13 protein-coding genes are annotated in these 15,029 nt (G+C 54.8%); 10 read left to right on the top strand and 3 right to left on the bottom strand.

Annotated elements, in window-relative coordinates; genetic code table 11:
- The first annotated feature begins 339 nt into the window (after positions 1 to 339).
- Both serB and Q3O59_RS11800 read left to right on the top strand, forming a co-directional pair.
- Complete coding sequence (serB, locus tag Q3O59_RS11795) at positions 340 to 1,245, top strand: phosphoserine phosphatase SerB (RefSeq protein ID WP_440132271.1); 906 nt, start codon at positions 340 to 342, stop codon at positions 1,243 to 1,245.
- An 8-nt stretch (positions 1,246 to 1,253) separates the two neighbouring features.
- On the top strand, positions 1,254 to 2,156 hold the full coding sequence (locus Q3O59_RS11800; RefSeq protein ID WP_305945772.1) for an alpha/beta fold hydrolase: 903 nt from the start codon (positions 1,254 to 1,256) through the stop codon (positions 2,154 to 2,156).
- On the opposite strand, the gene Q3O59_RS11805 is transcribed toward Q3O59_RS11800, so the two are convergent.
- Positions 2,116 to 4,659, bottom strand: a complete 2,544-nt coding sequence (locus Q3O59_RS11805) for a PilZ domain-containing protein (RefSeq protein WP_305945773.1) — start codon at positions 4,657 to 4,659, stop codon at positions 2,116 to 2,118. The genes Q3O59_RS11800 and Q3O59_RS11805 overlap by 41 nt on opposite strands.
- A gap of 148 nt (positions 4,660 to 4,807) precedes the next feature.
- Between Q3O59_RS11805 and radA the strand changes: the two genes are divergently transcribed.
- Positions 4,808 to 6,172 carry a DNA repair protein RadA gene (gene radA / locus Q3O59_RS11810; RefSeq protein ID WP_305945774.1) on the top strand — a complete coding sequence of 455 codons (1,365 nt, stop codon included), beginning with the start codon at positions 4,808 to 4,810 and terminating at the stop codon, positions 6,170 to 6,172.
- 46 nt (positions 6,173 to 6,218) lie between these two features.
- Here the strand turns inward: radA and Q3O59_RS11815 are convergent, their stop codons facing one another.
- Complete coding sequence (locus Q3O59_RS11815) at positions 6,219 to 6,986, bottom strand: outer membrane protein assembly factor BamD (RefSeq protein ID WP_228592272.1); 768 nt, start codon at positions 6,984 to 6,986, stop codon at positions 6,219 to 6,221.
- A gap of 128 nt (positions 6,987 to 7,114) precedes the next feature.
- On the opposite strand from Q3O59_RS11815, the gene rluD reads away from it, so the two are divergent.
- The 7 genes from rluD to Q3O59_RS11850 all read left to right on the top strand — a co-directional run bounded on the left by rluD (position 7,115) and on the right by Q3O59_RS11850 (position 14,493).
- Entirely contained in the window at positions 7,115 to 8,089 is a 975-nt protein-coding gene (rluD, locus tag Q3O59_RS11820) for a 23S rRNA pseudouridine(1911/1915/1917) synthase RluD (RefSeq protein ID WP_305945775.1), read from the top strand.
- Positions 8,082 to 8,822, top strand: a complete 741-nt coding sequence (gene yfiH, locus Q3O59_RS11825) for a purine nucleoside phosphorylase YfiH (RefSeq protein ID WP_305945776.1) — start codon at positions 8,082 to 8,084, stop codon at positions 8,820 to 8,822. Before rluD ends, yfiH begins: the two co-directional genes overlap by 8 nt.
- A 101-nt stretch (positions 8,823 to 8,923) precedes the next feature.
- Entirely contained in the window at positions 8,924 to 11,494 is a 2,571-nt protein-coding gene (gene clpB / locus Q3O59_RS11830; RefSeq protein ID WP_305945777.1) for an ATP-dependent chaperone ClpB, read from the top strand.
- Positions 11,495 to 11,765: 271 nt separating this feature from the next.
- Complete coding sequence (locus tag Q3O59_RS11835) at positions 11,766 to 12,122, top strand: PA2779 family protein (protein WP_305945778.1); 357 nt, start codon at positions 11,766 to 11,768, stop codon at positions 12,120 to 12,122.
- A 47-nt stretch (positions 12,123 to 12,169) separates the two neighbouring features.
- On the top strand, positions 12,170 to 13,129 hold the full coding sequence (locus Q3O59_RS11840; RefSeq protein WP_305945779.1) for a PA2778 family cysteine peptidase: 960 nt from the start codon (positions 12,170 to 12,172) through the stop codon (positions 13,127 to 13,129).
- A gap of 89 nt (positions 13,130 to 13,218) precedes the next feature.
- On the top strand, positions 13,219 to 13,443 hold the full coding sequence (locus Q3O59_RS11845) for a VF530 family protein (RefSeq protein ID WP_305945780.1): 225 nt from the start codon (positions 13,219 to 13,221) through the stop codon (positions 13,441 to 13,443).
- Between the two features lie 111 nt (positions 13,444 to 13,554).
- Positions 13,555 to 14,493 (top strand): arginine deiminase-related protein, encoded by a 939-nt coding sequence (locus Q3O59_RS11850; RefSeq protein WP_305945781.1) that lies wholly within the window; start codon positions 13,555 to 13,557, stop codon positions 14,491 to 14,493.
- Here Q3O59_RS11850 and Q3O59_RS11855 read toward each other — a convergent pair.
- Positions 14,490 to 14,996, bottom strand: a complete 507-nt coding sequence (locus Q3O59_RS11855; protein ID WP_305945782.1) for a DUF3087 family protein — start codon at positions 14,994 to 14,996, stop codon at positions 14,490 to 14,492. The genes Q3O59_RS11850 and Q3O59_RS11855 overlap by 4 nt on opposite strands.
- Between the last annotated feature and the right edge of the window lie 33 nt (positions 14,997 to 15,029).

Here is a 15,029-nt window from a genome sequence, read left to right on the forward strand (position 1 = left end):
TTTTAATTTGGTAGCAAGTATACGGCTGAGAGTTTAGAAAGCGACTGTAGATAATCGCATGAATGTGTCGCTTTATGGTTTCTGGTTGCTAATAGCAGCTGACATGCAGTTTACTGCCACAAAGCACTGACAGCCGAAGGCTTTTATGAGTAGAATAGAGAAACCGCAACCAACCACGGTATTGTCGTGTCGCATTGCTATCAATTTCAGGCCGCTGACTGGCCATCGCAGAACCTCTCCGATTGTTGTTCAGAACATGACACCGCCTTGCTGTGCACCGAGCGCGGTGAGCTCAGGGTCCAAACCAAGTCGCCTGTCGTCGGCTGGAGCGCAGCATCGTTGCAGCCGCAACTCAGTAATGTTACTCCCCAGGCTAGCCTGCGGATTTTTGGCGGCAGCCTGACGTTTGCCCAGTTGCCGGCGCTTTTTGCCAGCTGCCCTGCATTGGAGCAACAGGTGCTGGCGCTTCGCTTGTATCAGCCGCATCCGGATTTAGCGCCAGCCCTGTTGTTGCAGCTGCCAATGTTGTTATCGCAGCATGAGCAGCAGGATGTTCGGCAATGGGCGCAGGCACAAGCGCTGGAGCTGGTGTATCTGGAGCAAGCACCCAGCCTGAGTGAGCCCGGCTTGCTGCTGATGGACATGGACTCGACCGCTATTGAAATTGAATGCATCGATGAAATTGCCCGCAAATCCGGTGTTGGCGATGAAGTTGCTAAGGTCACGGCCCGCGCCATGCGTGGCGAGCTGGATTTCGCTGCCAGCTTGCGCGAGCGGGTGGCGGCACTGAAAGGCGCCGATGCCACTATTCTGGCCGAGGTGTTGGCAGAGCTGCCGCTGATGCCAGGGCTGACTGAGCTGGTTGTGCAGCTCAAGGGTTACAACTGGCATGTAGCCATCGCCTCCGGTGGCTTTACCTATTTTACCAAGGCGCTGGAGCAGCAACTGGGCTTGTCGGCGACCTTTGCCAATGAGCTGGCGATAGTGGATGGGAAACTAACCGGTGAAGTGCAGGGTGCTATTGTCGATGCCAGCACCAAAGCCAGGGTGTTAGGGCAGTTGGCCACTCAGTACCATCTGGCAAAACATCAAACAGTGGCCATTGGTGATGGTGCCAATGATTTGCCAATGTTGGCAGAAGCGGGATTGGGCGTGGCCTTTCATGCCAAGCCACTGGTGCAGGCAAAGGCCAAAGCGGCGATTCGCCATGGCTCTTTGCTGCAGCTGCTGTATTTGCTGGACTAACTTGTCTGATGAAGCATCAACAGCATTCGTACTTTTTACCGGTGAAAGGCTATCAGTTGCATATCCGCCGTTTGTTGCCGCTGCACCAGCCCGTTGGCGCTGTGCTGATGCTGCATGGGGCCATTGGCAATGGCCGGATTTTCTACAGTCAATCCGGCAAAGGCTTGGGCTGCTATCTGGCCGATCAGGGCTTTGCGGTCTACTGTGCCGACTTTGCCGGCCGGGGCCGCTCCTTACCACACAGCTCCAGTGGCTTTGATCACAGCCAGCAGCAGTTAATTTGCCAGGATATTCCGGCGTTAGTGCGCCATGTTGCTGAAGCGAATCAGCAGGCGCTGCATCTGATCGCGCACTCTTGGGGTGGGGTGCTGGCAGCGGCCAGTTTAAGTCGTCATCCTGAGTTGTTGCCGCTGGTGCAATCCAAAGTCTGTTTTGGCAGTAAACGCCGCATCCGGACACAAAGCCTGGAGAAAAAATTAAAAATCGACTGGCTGTGGAATCGATTGGCACCCTGGTTGGCAGAGCGGCAGGGCTACTTTCCGGCCAGGCGCTGGCGTTTGGGCGCTGATGATGAACCCAGACAATTCTTGCTCGATTGCATTCGCTGGATAGAGCAGGATGCCTTTGTTGATTGCAGCGATGGTTTTGATTACCAAAGCGCGGCTAAAAGCACGGCTTGGCCTGAGTTGTGGCACTTTGTGGCAGAAAAAGATCGGGTGCTGGGGCATCCGGATGATGTCAAAGCCTTTATCGCAGAAGCTCATCAACAGCAGGCGCGTTTCAGCCACCTAGGCAAAGCGTCAGGTGCCCTTGTGGATTACGACCATGTCAGCATGTTAACGCATCCTATGGCGGTGCAGGATCACTTTCCTAAATTGCTGCAGTGGCTCCAGCAGTTGGCTGAGCGCTGAGCAAGCGTAGACGTAAGCTGCGCTGCTGCTGACGCTGCGCCTCTGGGATCCCGAGCCGCAACAGCAACTCTTCGCTGATATCAATCAATTCACCTACCCCCACCACACTCCAGAGTTCTTCTTCCAGCAGCTTGGCTTTGTGAATGGCATACTGGCTAATGTAACTGAGTTCTTTGGCGATAAAGTCGCTGTCCGGCCGGCCGGTGCGCGATAGCCAGATCCGGTAACAAAAAACCGCAGCCTTGTCCTCGATTAACTGCTGGATAAAGGCATGCTTGTCCGGCTCTTTGTTAAATTCATAATCGTAATGACAGTTGAGCTCCGGTGGGCCTTCCGGTTGTGGCAACACTTTCAGGTACAGCTCGTAACATTGCGGCGGATCTTGTCGTTTCATCTGCTTCAGCTGGCTGGCAAAGGTTAAACTGACGGCGTTGTGCTTGATCAGCGGCTCAATGTTGATTTGTTCTGGCAAGGAAGGCAGCTGGTCGAGCAGTTGATGCAAGCTGGCTGGCAGCCCTCCTTGTGCTATGGCCTTCATCTCGTAGCGGATGCCTTTGCGGTGTAGGTAAAATGGAAAGCTATCCACGGCTTTAATCAGCATGTTACGCAAGGCTGGCGCTAAGCCGGGATGTTTGACCTGCTCCTCTGCCACCGTCAGCTTGCTGCGGTTGTTTTGAATCAGCAGTTGGAAAAACTCCTTGCCGGCGTGCCCCTGATCATTTTCCAGCACTTTCAGATTCATGATGGTGCCACTTTTGCTGATGGCCATGACTTCATATGGCAGTTGTTTCAGACTGTATTTGCTGCTGATTTTTTGCAAGTCCGGCAGGTTCAGCCGCACGATATCCCCACGCTGCAAGTGAACCGGCAGCAGGGTCTCAATTTGCATGCCGTTGGGCGAAAAGTCGCGGCTAAAGGCTTCAGGCTGCGGTTCTTCTTTGGCGTTGAAACACTCCACCGTCGTTTTGTAGAGGTAACGGTCTTCCGAGCGAAGATTGACGTACTTGACCGGGACGGCTTCACAAAAGGGCAGCTGATTGAGCTTGGGATGAGCAAATTGATTCAATTGCCGAATTAAGGATTTGTCATAGCTGTGCTGCTGATACCAGGAAGTGCTGCTGTCGTCGGTCAGATCCGTCATGCTGACGATAAAACGCAATGGGCTCAGGTAGGCATCCAGCAAGCGGGTGTTGCTGGCTGGCGCTTTGGTGTCAGAGCCTGGCAGCTGAAAATGCAACTGGCTGAAATCGGCTGAGGTGGTTAAAAAGCTAAGCTGGAACACTTTCCAGCTTTTCTTGCTGGCCCCAAAGCCCTGAAACAAGGTGAGCAGTGCGGGCTCCGCCAGCAATTCGGTTGTGGTTGCGGTGTAGAAGTACAATTTTCCTTTGGCGGCATGAGTGAAGCAGTACAGCAGGGTTTGCCGTTGCCCTTCGGGTTGCTGCAGCAGCTGCTTTAACCGCTTGGCACTCAGTACCTGAGGCAGCACCGAGCGCTGCTGTTCGTCCTGAAAGTAATGAAAGCTGGCTCTGTTGTTTTCGGTGGTTAACGCGCACTGTGGGTTTGACTTGCCCTGATGGACGGCAATAAACACGTGCAGGCTGCTGGTTCTTGGCACAAAGAACTGCTCGTATCCTTTGACAATGACGGCATCCAGCGCATTGTCCAGGTTCAGCTTGTAGCGGCGCTTGTTGCCCCGGATAAAACGGTCAATAAAGCTGGTGAACTCTTGCTCCTGCTCGTTGCTTTGCTCCAGTCGCTTTAAGCGCAGTTGCTGGCTGCGCTGGTCCAGAGGACTTGCTTCGACCAGCTGATAGCGGATTGGGTTGCTGCGATCCAGGGTGTACTCTTGTTCCAGCTCACGGAAAAAAATACCCAACTCCGTGCCGGCTTCCAGCTGCACCTGGCGGGCCAGCTTCAGTTTGCAGCCTTGCACCGAAATGTCAGTGGTTTGGGCACTGTACTTTTTGCCGTTGTCCAGCACGATCTCAACGGTAATGCTGTAATTCATCCGCTCTCCGCTGCGGTTGATGTAGCTGCCAAATTGCACCAGTCGGGCCTGGTGTTTGCTCGGCGCTTCCAGCTCATCTTCAATCCCAGCCGTATCATCACTATCCAAAGCCTTTTTGATACGAGCTTCGGTTTCTTTGCGGTGCATCACCCGGTAGTTGTTGTCGGTGTTCATCACGTCTTCGTAGACACCTAGGGTAAAGCGGCCATACTCACGAATGCCTTGTTCAAATACTTCAATGGCATGCTCATCCATGTAATGGGTTTTGCCTTGATGCTCGTAAGGCCGGACTTGGCCATCGACATGGCCACGTAAGTCAATGTAGAAGTCACAAGGCTGCGACAGCCGCTTGAGCTCCATTTTTAGCAGGAACTGTTTGGATTTGGGCAGTTCGCTGGTCAGCACAGCAAACATCTGATCGAAATCAGATGTCTGAACTGAGCTTTTTAACCGCTCGATGATGCTAAGGTGTTCTTGCAGGTCCGGTGCTGTCATAATCTCACTGAGTTCAGCGTCAAAATACCGTGCAACTGCCGGTAGAATGACAGTACGCTACGTGGTTGTGGCATTATTTTCAATAGTCAGGTAAACAATGCAATATCTATACCCACACGTATCTTTGGCAAACCTGTTGAGGAATTAAATGGCAAAAAATAAAACGGCTTATGTCTGCAATGACTGTGGTGCCGACTTTATGCGCTGGCAGGGGCAGTGCAGTGAGTGCGGTGCCTGGAATACCATTACCGAAGTACGACTTGGAGCGGTAAAAAGCAAAAGCAGTCGTTTTGAAGGCTATGCCGGTGCCGCTGCTGCCAAGGTGATTCGGCTGGATGAAGTGGATTTGCAAGATGTGCCGCGTTTTAGCTCGGGCTTCTCTGAGCTGGATAGGGTGCTGGGCGGTGGCATCGTACCGGGTTCGGCGGTGTTGATTGGCGGCAGTCCCGGCGCCGGTAAAAGTACCTTGTTGTTGCAAATGATGTGTGGCCTGGCGGAACAGGGCACGGCGCTCTATGTAACCGGAGAGGAGTCCTTGCAACAGGTGGCGCTTCGGGCCAATCGTCTGGGGCTGCCAACCGGCAAGCTCAGAATGTTGGCGGAAACCAATGTGGAAAGCATTTGCCACCTGGCCCAACAGGAAAAACCCCGGGTGATGGTGATCGACTCCATTCAGGTGATGCATATGGCCGATATTCAGTCGGCGCCCGGCAGCGTCTCGCAGGTGCGGGAAAGTGCCGCTTACCTGACCCGCTTCGCCAAGCAGCACCACATCGCGGTCATTATGGTGGGCCATGTGACCAAGGATGGCAGCCTGGCTGGTCCCAAGGTGCTGGAACATTGCATCGACTGCTCTATTTTGCTGGATGGCGATGCGGACAGCCGCTACCGCACCTTGCGCGGCAACAAGAACCGCTTTGGCGCAGTCAATGAACTGGGTGTCTTTGCCATGACGGGTCAGGGCATGAAGGAAGTCAAGAACCCATCGGCGATTTTTCTTAGTCGCAGTGAGGAAGTGCAATCAGGCAGCATCGTGATGGTGCTGTGGGAGGGGACCCGACCTTTGCTGGTGGAAATCCAGGCTTTGGTCGACCACTCACCGCTCAATAATCCGCGACGGGTCACTGTGGGGATGGAGCAAAACCGCATAGCCATGTTGCTGGCGGTGATGCACCGCCATGCCGGTTTGCAAATGGCCGACCAGGATGTGTTTGTCAATGTGGTGGGGGGCATTCGGGTGCAGGAAACCAGTGCCGATCTGGCGACCTTGCTGGCGCTGGTCTCCAGCTTTCGCAACAAGCCGCTGCCGCATGATTTGGTGGTCTTTGGTGAAGTGGGGCTGTCCGGTGAAATCCGTCCGGTGCCCAGTGGTCAGGAACGGCTGCGTGAAGCGGCCAAGCATGGCTTTAAACGGGCGATTGTGCCCAAAGCCAATTGTCCGAAAGAGCCGATTGAAGGCATGCAGGTCACTGGCATTGGCCGTTTGTCCGAAGCACTGGAAGCCCTGGAGTAACGCCGAAAAAATACCGCCGGTTGGCGGTATTTTCAGCTTGAAGCGCTTAAGAACCAATGCGGGTTCTGTTGTTGGGGAAATTGAGTTTCAGCACTTCGTAGGCATCATCACGCAGCTTGTACAGGCCCAATTTGTCGTAGCCTTGCACCATCAGCTCCAGCGCCTGCTCCACTTGCGGCGATTCACGGAAAAACTCCACAATGTATTTGCCGCGATTGGCGGCAGCCAGATAAGCACCACGACGCATGTAGTAATCGGCGACAATCAGCTCATGGCGGGCCAGAGTTTCACGAATGTGTTGCATCCGAATCCTGGCATCGGCACTGTACTGGCTGTCCGGGTAGGTGGTGACCAGGATGCGGAAGTCATCAAAGGCCTGGCGGGTACTGGCCAGATCGCGATCCGCCTGATCGATGCCAAAGAACGACTGAAAAGCATTTTCGTCGGCTTTCAGGTTGGTCAGACCGCGCATGTAATAGACGTAATCGAGATTGGGGTGATTTGGGTTCAGCCGGATAAAGCGATCGATGTTGGCAATGGCTTGCGGTAAATTGTTAGCCCGATAGTAGGCATAGATCAAATCCAGTTGCACCTGACGCGCCAAAGGACCAAAGGGGTGGCGGTTCTCAACGGCTTGCAGCATTTCGATGGCACGATTGAACAGACCCGAGTCCAGCACACCTTTGGCTTCTTCGTACATGGCTTGCGCATTTTGGGTCACTGAGACGGGCTCTTGTGTCCGTTTACCAGCACAGGCACTGAGCGTTACTGCGATGATCATCACCCACAGCAGGGTGGAAAACTTACTAGTCATGGTTAAATTCATATCTCCGTCAGCCTTTGGCTGTCCAGTTGGTGGTAAAACCGTTAAAATACGCTCCAAGAGAAACCCGATTCTAACCCAGAGCCTTCGGGAATGCACACAGGATACCCGCTTCCGCTATGACAAAACAGATCAAATTGACAGAAATCGTGCCTGACCATCTTTACGGTAAGCGGTTAGATCAGGTGTTGGCCGAATTGTTCCCCGATTATTCACGCTCACGGATAAAAAACTGGATTTTGGCCGGGGAGGTATTCATCGATGGGGTGGTCGAAAGCAAACCCCGGCACAAATTGCTGGGTGGCGAAACGCTGCTGGTCGACGCCGAGCTGCCAGACGAAGTGCAGCATGAGGCCGAAGCCATTGCACTGAATATTTTGTACGAAGATGACGACATCCTGGCAATCAACAAACCGGCTGGTTTGGTGGTGCACCCTGGGGCGGGCAATCAGGACGGTACTTTGTTGAATGCCTTGTTGCATCATGTGCCGGATATTATCGAAGTGCCAAGGGCTGGGATTATTCATCGACTGGATAAAGACACCTCCGGCGTGATGGTGGTGGCCAAAACCATACCGGCACAAACAGCCTTGGTCTCAGCCATGCAACAACGGCTGATCACCCGCGAGTACGAAGCCGTTTGTCACGGTACGCTAACCGGTGGTGGCACCGTCGATGCCCCCATTGGACGGCATCAAACCCAGCGCACTCTGATGGCCATTGACGAAGCCGGAAAACCAGCGGTCACCCACTATCGGGTGATGGAGCGCTTCCGGGCTCATACCAGGCTGCGATTGCGGCTGGAAACCGGTCGCACCCACCAAATCCGGGTGCACATGCAATCCTTGCATCATCCTTTGGTGGGCGATCCTGTTTACGGTGGCCGGCCCAGACCGCCGCGCGGCGCCAGCGAGCAGTTCCGTCAGGTGCTGCAAAGCTTTCAGCGCCAGGCACTGCATGCTGCCTTGCTGAAACTGGAGCACCCTATCAGTGGTGAGCCGATGGAGTGGCAGGCGCCAATCCCGGAGGACATGCGTTTATTGGTCGAGACCCTGCGTTCCGATACGCAGCAGCATGGCATGGACGATGCCTGATGTGCAGCTGATTCAGCCAGACTGGCCAGCCCCTGCTGGGGTGAAAGCCATCAGCAGCACCCGTGTGGGGGGCCTGTCTGACGGACCTTATGCCGGTTTGAATCTGGGCAGTCATGTTGGTGATGACAGGACGGTGGTCGCAGGCAACCGCCAGCTGTTGAGCGCTGCGGCTGCCATGCCTCAGCCGCCATTTTGGTTGGAACAGGTGCATGGGGTTCAGGTGGTTGCTTTACCTGCAGCAAGCCCGGAGCCCATCACTGCCGATGCGGCGTACAGCGACCGCCCCGGCCAGGTGTGTGCGGTGATGACCGCCGATTGCCTGCCGGTGTTGTTCTGCGATGCTCGTGGTCAGCAGGTAGCGGCAGCCCATGCTGGCTGGCGTGGCCTGGCGGCGGGGGTGCTGGAAAACACCCTGGCCAGTTTTGCTGCCGGCACGGAAATCATGGCCTGGCTTGGCCCTGCCATTGGGCCTTCGGCCTTTGAGGTAGGCAGCGAAGTTGTGCAGCAATTTACCACCTCAGATCCGAAGGCCGCAGCGGCCTTTGTGCAGCAAAGCGAGCACAAATGGTTGGCGGATTTGTACCAGTTGGCCCGGTTGCGTTTGCAGCGCGCCGGCGTGCAGGCCATTTACGGTGGCGATCACTGCACCTTTTCTGAACCCGAATTGTTTTACTCCTACCGCCGTGATGGCCAAACCGGCCGCATGGCTAGCTGCATTTGGTTGCAGCCCTAACTTTGATCCTAGTCAATTATTTGACGCCTACTGCTTGAAAACTGCCCAGTGGCTCCCAATATAAGCTATAACTTTTGTTACAGTTTTGATTGGAGAACCCCATGCGATTAGATCGTCTGACCAGCAAGTTTCAACAGGCCATTGCCGATGCGCAGTCGCTGGCACTTGGCCGCGATCACCAGTTTATTGAGCCGGTGCATTTGATGCATGCGCTGCTCAATCAGGATGGCAGCACCGTGCGCGAGCTGCTGAACAAACTGGGCATTAATTTTAACGAGCTGCGGCTGAAAGTGACGCAGGCCATCGAGCGCTTGCCAACGGTGGAAGGCACCGGCGGTGATGTGCAGTTGTCGGCAGCGATGGGCACTTTGCTCAATTTGTGCGACAAGCTGGCGCAAAAGCGCAAAGATCAATACATTTCCAGCGAGTTGTTTGTGCTGGCCGCCACCGAGGACAAAGGCACTCTGGGCACGATTTTACGTGAGCAGGGCGTCACCGCCGAAGCGCTGGGTAAAGCCATCGATGCGATGCGCGCCGGTCAGCAGGTGGACGATCCCAATGCCGAAGACACCCGTCAGGCCTTGACCAAATACACCGTCGATCTGACCGCCCGTGCCGAGGCCGGCAAACTGGACCCGGTGATTGGCCGGGATGAAGAAATTCGCCGCTGCATTCAGGTGCTGCAACGCCGTACCAAAAATAACCCGGTGCTGATTGGTGAGCCTGGCGTTGGTAAAACCGCCATTGTCGAAGGGCTGGCGCTGCGTATTATCAACAAAGAAGTGCCGGCAGGTTTGCAGGACAAGCGGGTGCTGGCACTGGACCTGGGCGCGCTCTTGGCTGGCGCCAAGTACCGGGGTGAATTTGAAGAGCGGCTCAAAGCCGTGTTGAATGAACTGGCAAAAGAAGAAGGTCAGGTCATTCTGTTTATCGATGAAATCCATACCATGGTCGGCGCGGGTAAAGCCGATGGTGCCATGGATGCCGGCAATATGTTAAAGCCCGCGTTGGCGCGTGGTGAGCTGCACTGTCTGGGGGCCACCACCCTTGATGAATACCGCAAATACATCGAAAAAGATGCCGCTTTGGAGCGTCGTTTTCAAAAAGTGCTGGTGGAAGAGCCAAGCGTGGAAGATACCATTGCCATTTTACGCGGCTTAAAAGAGCGTTACGAGCTGCATCATGCGGTGGAAATTACCGACCCTGCTATTGTCGCTGCGGCCACTTTGTCGCACCGTTATGTTAATGATCGTCAGTTGCCGGATAAAGCCATCGACTTGATTGACGAAGCCGCGTCCAGCATTCGGATGCAGATGGACTCCAAGCCGGAAGAAATGGACCGGCTGGAGCGGCGCATCATTCAGTTAAAGCTGGAAGACAATGCGCTCAGCAAAGAAGTGGATGACGGCAGTAAAAAACGCCGTGATGTTATTCAGGAGCAAATTGCCCAGTTGGAGCAAGAGTACAAGGGCCTGGACGAAATCTGGGAGGCTGAAAAAGCAGCCCTGCAGGGCACTCAAACCATTAAAGAAGAGCTGGAACAGGTTCGGTTGGACATGGAGGTGGCGCGCCGCGCCGGTGATTTGCAGCGGATGTCCGAGCTGCAGTATGGCCGTATTCCAGCACTGGAAAAGCAATTGGATCTGGCCAGTCAGGCCGAGATGCAAGACATGCAATTGCTGCGGAATCGGGTTACCGAGCAGGAAATTGCCGATGTGCTGTCTAAAGCCACCGGTATTCCGGTCAGCAAGATGCTGGAAGGCGAGCGGGAGAAGCTGCTGCAGATGGAGCAGGCACTGCACCAAAACGTGGTCGGGCAAGAAGAAGCCGTGGCTGCGGTCGCCAATGCCATTCGCCGTTCGCGCGCTGGCCTGTCCGATCCGAACCGGCCGATTGGCTCTTTCCTGTTTTTAGGTCCAACTGGGGTCGGGAAGACCGAACTGACCAAGTCGCTGGCGAAATTTTTATTCGACAGTCCGGATGCGATGGTGCGGATTGATATGTCGGAGTTTATGGAAAAGCACGCGGTATCGCGCCTAGTCGGTGCGCCTCCGGGTTATGTCGGTTACGAAGAAGGTGGCTATCTGACCGAGGCGGTGCGGCGCAGACCTTACTCGGTGATCCTGTTGGATGAGGTGGAAAAAGCCCACCCGGATGTGTTCAACATTCTGTTGCAGGTGCTGGACGATGGCCGGCTGACCGATGGTCAGGGTCGCACCGTGGACTTTAAAAACAGCGTCATCATCATGACCTCGAACCTGGGCTCGGATTTAATCCAGCAGTACAGCAATGAGTCGAGCTATCAGGAAATGAAAACCATGCTGATGGATGTGCTGGGCAATCACTTTAGGCCAGAGTTTTTAAACCGGGTCGATGAAACCGTGGTGTTCCATCCGCTGGGTCACGAGCAAATCAAAGCCATTGCCGGCATTCAACTGGCGCGGCTACGCCAGCGTTTGCAAGAGCGTGATTATCAGCTAGAGGTCAGCGAAGCAGCCTTGGATGCGTTGGCGGCCGTTGGCTTTGATCCGGTGTTTGGTGCCCGGCCACTGAAGCGGGCCATCCAGCAGCATCTGGAAAACCCATTGGCGCAAGCGCTGCTTAAAGGGGAGATTGCCCCTGGTAGCACGGTACAGATTGATGCTGAAGGTGATGTCCTTAGCATCCGTTGATGGCACTGACCAGTTAGCAACCTGAAACGGCATCGATGCCGTTTCGCAAGCAATGAAGGCCCACCTTATTGGTGGGCTTATTTTTCTGACCTTTTGGCTGGTTAGCTCTGGGTTTGCCTGCTGCTAGGGGAGTTACCTACTGGGCCTGATGCAGCAGTGGCGTCAGTTTAAGTGAGCTGGTGGCAATGAAAAACAAGGATTTTAATGCTTTACAGGAAAATTTCACGGCTATGGTCTAAATTATAAAGGTTTGATCAACCGGAGTGTAAGCATGAAAAAATCTTTGTTGTTAACAGCATCCATGGCGGCAGCCGTATTGGTGCAACCTGCTTTGATCCCTTCAGCACAGGCGGATATTGTCACCACCCATCAGTATGTGCAGGAGCAGCAATCGGTTTTAAACCGGGCGGTGTTGACCGAGCAGTTGCAACGGCAGGAAGTCCGTGATCTTTTGGTGCAGTATGGGGTCGATCCGGATGAGGCCTTGCTGCGGGTAGCAGCGCTCAGCGATGAAGAAGTGATGGAACTGACCGCCAGTATTCATGAGCTGCCGGCCGGTGCCGGTATCAGCATCAGTACCACCGTAATTTTAGTGGGCATTATTATCTGGCTGGTATTTTTCCGCTAAACAGGCGCCCGTTGTGGGCGCTTCATTTATAAAAAAGAGTCATTTTCATGCATCAAGATTTCCGGCAGCTTAGCTGGCGTTGTTTCTGTGGCTGCTTGTTGCTGCTGTGGTTGTCAGCTTGCAGCCAAACCCGTCCTCCCGCTCAGTACCACCGCTTGATTGCAGCCGGGTTGCCGGCCATTGAGTTGACCGAAACCCCGTTTTATCCCCAATTGCAGTATCAATGTGGTCCAGCCGCGTTAGCCACAGTGTTGCAAAGCAGCGGTGTCGTTAGCGCTGAGCCGGAGTTATTGGCTGAACAGGTGTATTTGCCAAAGCGCCAGGGAAGTTTGCAGGCAGAGTTGATGGCGGCCAGTCGGCGGGCTGAACGGGTACCATACCCATTGTCGCCAGAGCTTGAAGCCCTTGTCACGGAATTGCATGCCGGGCATCCGGTGTTGGTGTTGAAAAACCTGGGGTTAGCACGCTTTCCTCGCTGGCATTATGCGGTGGTGATTGGCTACGACCCAAGCCGGCAGCAGCTGCTGCTGCGCTCTGGTACTGAGCCAAGACAGCGGCTGTCGTTGCGTCGCTTTGAGCGAAGCTGGCAACTGGCGGACTACTGGGCTTTGGTGGTGCCAGCAGCAGGCAGCTTGCCTGCGACCGCCGAGCCTGGGCGTTATCTGAGCGCTGTGGCCCAGGTGGAGCAGCAGGGGCGGCTGGAGCTGGCGGCGCTAAGTTATACTGCGGCTCAACAGCGCTGGCCCAATGATGATCGGGTCCTGTTCGCCCTTGGCAATATCGCCTATCAGCAGGCGGATTTTACCACTGCGAAGCTGCACTATTACCGGGCACTGGAGCTGGCACCTGCTGAAGCGGCTTATGCTTTTAACCTGAGCTGGGCTTTGCTGCGGCTTGGCAAAGTACCGGAAGCGCTCAGTATGGCTGAGTTGAGTGCGCAACTGGCCCCTGAGCACCCACGTTACAGCCAGGCATCGGTGTTGTTGCAACGGGCACTGTCGGACTAAGCCGGAAAGCCAGCCCCAGCGCTCTCAAAGATGGCTGTCACAGCACGCTTGGGGTACCATGCAGGCAGTTCAGGCAAAGGGCATCTCGTATGAGTGAACAACAAATCAACAATCCGCTGCACGGTATTACACTGCAAAAGCTGCTAGAGCAGCTGGTGGCTCATTATGGCTGGGAACAGCTGGCTGTGCGGGTGCGGATCAATTGCTTTAAGCAGGACCCTTCGATTAAATCCAGTCTGAAGTTTTTACGCAAAACGCCTTGGGCCCGGGCTGAGGTCGAACAGCTTTTTATCACGACCTTTCACAGTCGCTAAATCGGCTGTTTCAGAGCTTGGCTGAACTTCGTATAATGGCGGCCGCTGAGCACAAATAACAATGATAGCTTAGCTTGTCACCAGCCTTAACGAAGATGAAGCAAGCAAACCATGAAGACAACTCAATCGCAATGCAGCGGTACCGTGCTGATGGTACCGCCGTGCCACTTTGGTTTTAATCCAGAGACTGGCCGTGACAATGCATTTCAGCACCAGCCACAGCTAACAACGGAAGCTCTGCAACAACAGGCCATGGCCGAGTTTAACACCATGGTGGCGACCTTGCGCCAGCAGGGTATCGAAGTGCTGCTGCTAGATACGCACCATGCCAGCCAGCCAACGCCGGATGCAGTTTTTCCCAATAACTGGTTCAGTACAACGGCTAATGGTCAGTTGGTGCTGTACCCGATGGCGACTCCCAACCGGCAAGCCGAGGTCCAACCGGGTCCTTTGACTGCCTGCCTGAATGCAGCAGGCTATCAGGTACGGCAGCAGCTGGATTTACGGCCACAGGCAACGCCTGGCCAGGCGCTGGAAGGCACCGGTGCTTTGGTGTTTGATCACCGTTTGGGCAAGGTCTATGCCGCCCGATCGCAGCGCTGCGATCCGGCGCTATTTAGGCTGCTGCCGCCAAGTTATCAGTTGGTGGACTTCGATACCGACTGTCAGGGCATGCCGGTGTACCACACCAATGTGCTGCTTTCCATCGGAGAGCAGTTTGCGGTGGTCTGTCCCGAAGTCATTGCGGATGCGCACCGCGACAGGGTTCTGGCCGAGTTGGCCGAACAGCGGGAGCTGATTCTGATCAGCGCCCAGCAAATGCAGGCCTTTGCCGCCAACCTGCTACAACTGCGCAGCAAAAGTGGCGAGCTACTGATTGCGCTGTCCGCAACGGCGCATCAGGCGCTTTTGGCGTCGCAACGCGCTCAGTTAAGTCAGTATGGCCGCTTGCTGCCCTGCCGGGTGGATACCATCGAGCATGTCGGCGGTGGCAGTGTCCGCTGCATGTTGGCAGAGATTTTTTTACCCAAAGTTGAGGGGATGGCCTAGTACTTCGCCAGGAGCGATCGTTGGTAATCCTCGGCTGAAATGCTCAGGCCGGCATCGGCAATTTTTTGTTGCAGCGCACTGTCGGCCTGATTCAGCTCCGACAACACCAGGGTATTGTCATCCAGTTGCCAGATCAGCCTTGAGCCAGCGTAGCTAAAAGCCAGAATGGTCAGCGCCTCTGGCTCCAGCCGCTCGGCCGCCGCCTGAATGGCCTTGAGTTTGCGCTGGATCAGGTTCAGCTCGTGTTTCAAATCCCAGATGTAGGCCACTTCAAAAAAGTACGGGTGGCTTTTCAATCGTTTTAACGCAGTGCCTACCACTAAGCAGCCAATGACGACCCCGGTGAAATTCAGCCAAAAGTTACCCGCACCAGGCGCTGAAAACAGCTGGATCAACAGCGTAGAGCTGCCCAGACTAATGCCAGCCAATGCCAGGATACTGGCGATGATAATGCGGTTTAAACGGCTGCGGTAGCGCTCTTTATTGATGGGCGTAAGTTGCATGCTTGTCCAAGGTCCTGATTTTTCGCTCGGTAT

The sequence above is a fragment of the Alkalimonas delamerensis genome, from assembly GCF_030717955.1.
Lineage (GTDB): Bacteria > Pseudomonadota > Gammaproteobacteria > Enterobacterales > Alteromonadaceae > Alkalimonas > Alkalimonas delamerensis.

Excerpts from the sequence above, each read along its gene's own strand:
- Q3O59_RS11800 (WP_305945772.1), top strand. The coding sequence starts at position 1,254 with ATGAAGCATCAACAGCATTCGTACTTTTTACCGGTGAAAGGCTATCAG.
- Q3O59_RS11805 (WP_305945773.1), bottom strand. The coding sequence starts at position 4,659 with ATGACAGCACCGGACCTGCAAGAACACCTTAGCATCATCGAGCGGTTA.
- radA (WP_305945774.1), top strand. The coding sequence starts at position 4,808 with ATGGCAAAAAATAAAACGGCTTATGTCTGCAATGACTGTGGTGCCGAC.
- Q3O59_RS11815 (WP_228592272.1), bottom strand. The coding sequence starts at position 6,986 with ATGACTAGTAAGTTTTCCACCCTGCTGTGGGTGATGATCATCGCAGTA.
- rluD (WP_305945775.1), top strand. The coding sequence starts at position 7,115 with ATGACAAAACAGATCAAATTGACAGAAATCGTGCCTGACCATCTTTAC.
- yfiH (WP_305945776.1), top strand. The coding sequence starts at position 8,082 with ATGCCTGATGTGCAGCTGATTCAGCCAGACTGGCCAGCCCCTGCTGGG.
- clpB (WP_305945777.1), top strand. The coding sequence starts at position 8,924 with ATGCGATTAGATCGTCTGACCAGCAAGTTTCAACAGGCCATTGCCGAT.
- Q3O59_RS11835 (WP_305945778.1), top strand. The coding sequence starts at position 11,766 with ATGAAAAAATCTTTGTTGTTAACAGCATCCATGGCGGCAGCCGTATTG.
- Q3O59_RS11840 (WP_305945779.1), top strand. The coding sequence starts at position 12,170 with ATGCATCAAGATTTCCGGCAGCTTAGCTGGCGTTGTTTCTGTGGCTGC.
- Q3O59_RS11845 (WP_305945780.1), top strand. The coding sequence starts at position 13,219 with ATGAGTGAACAACAAATCAACAATCCGCTGCACGGTATTACACTGCAA.
- Q3O59_RS11850 (WP_305945781.1), top strand. The coding sequence starts at position 13,555 with ATGAAGACAACTCAATCGCAATGCAGCGGTACCGTGCTGATGGTACCG.
- Q3O59_RS11855 (WP_305945782.1), bottom strand. The coding sequence starts at position 14,996 with ATGCAACTTACGCCCATCAATAAAGAGCGCTACCGCAGCCGTTTAAAC.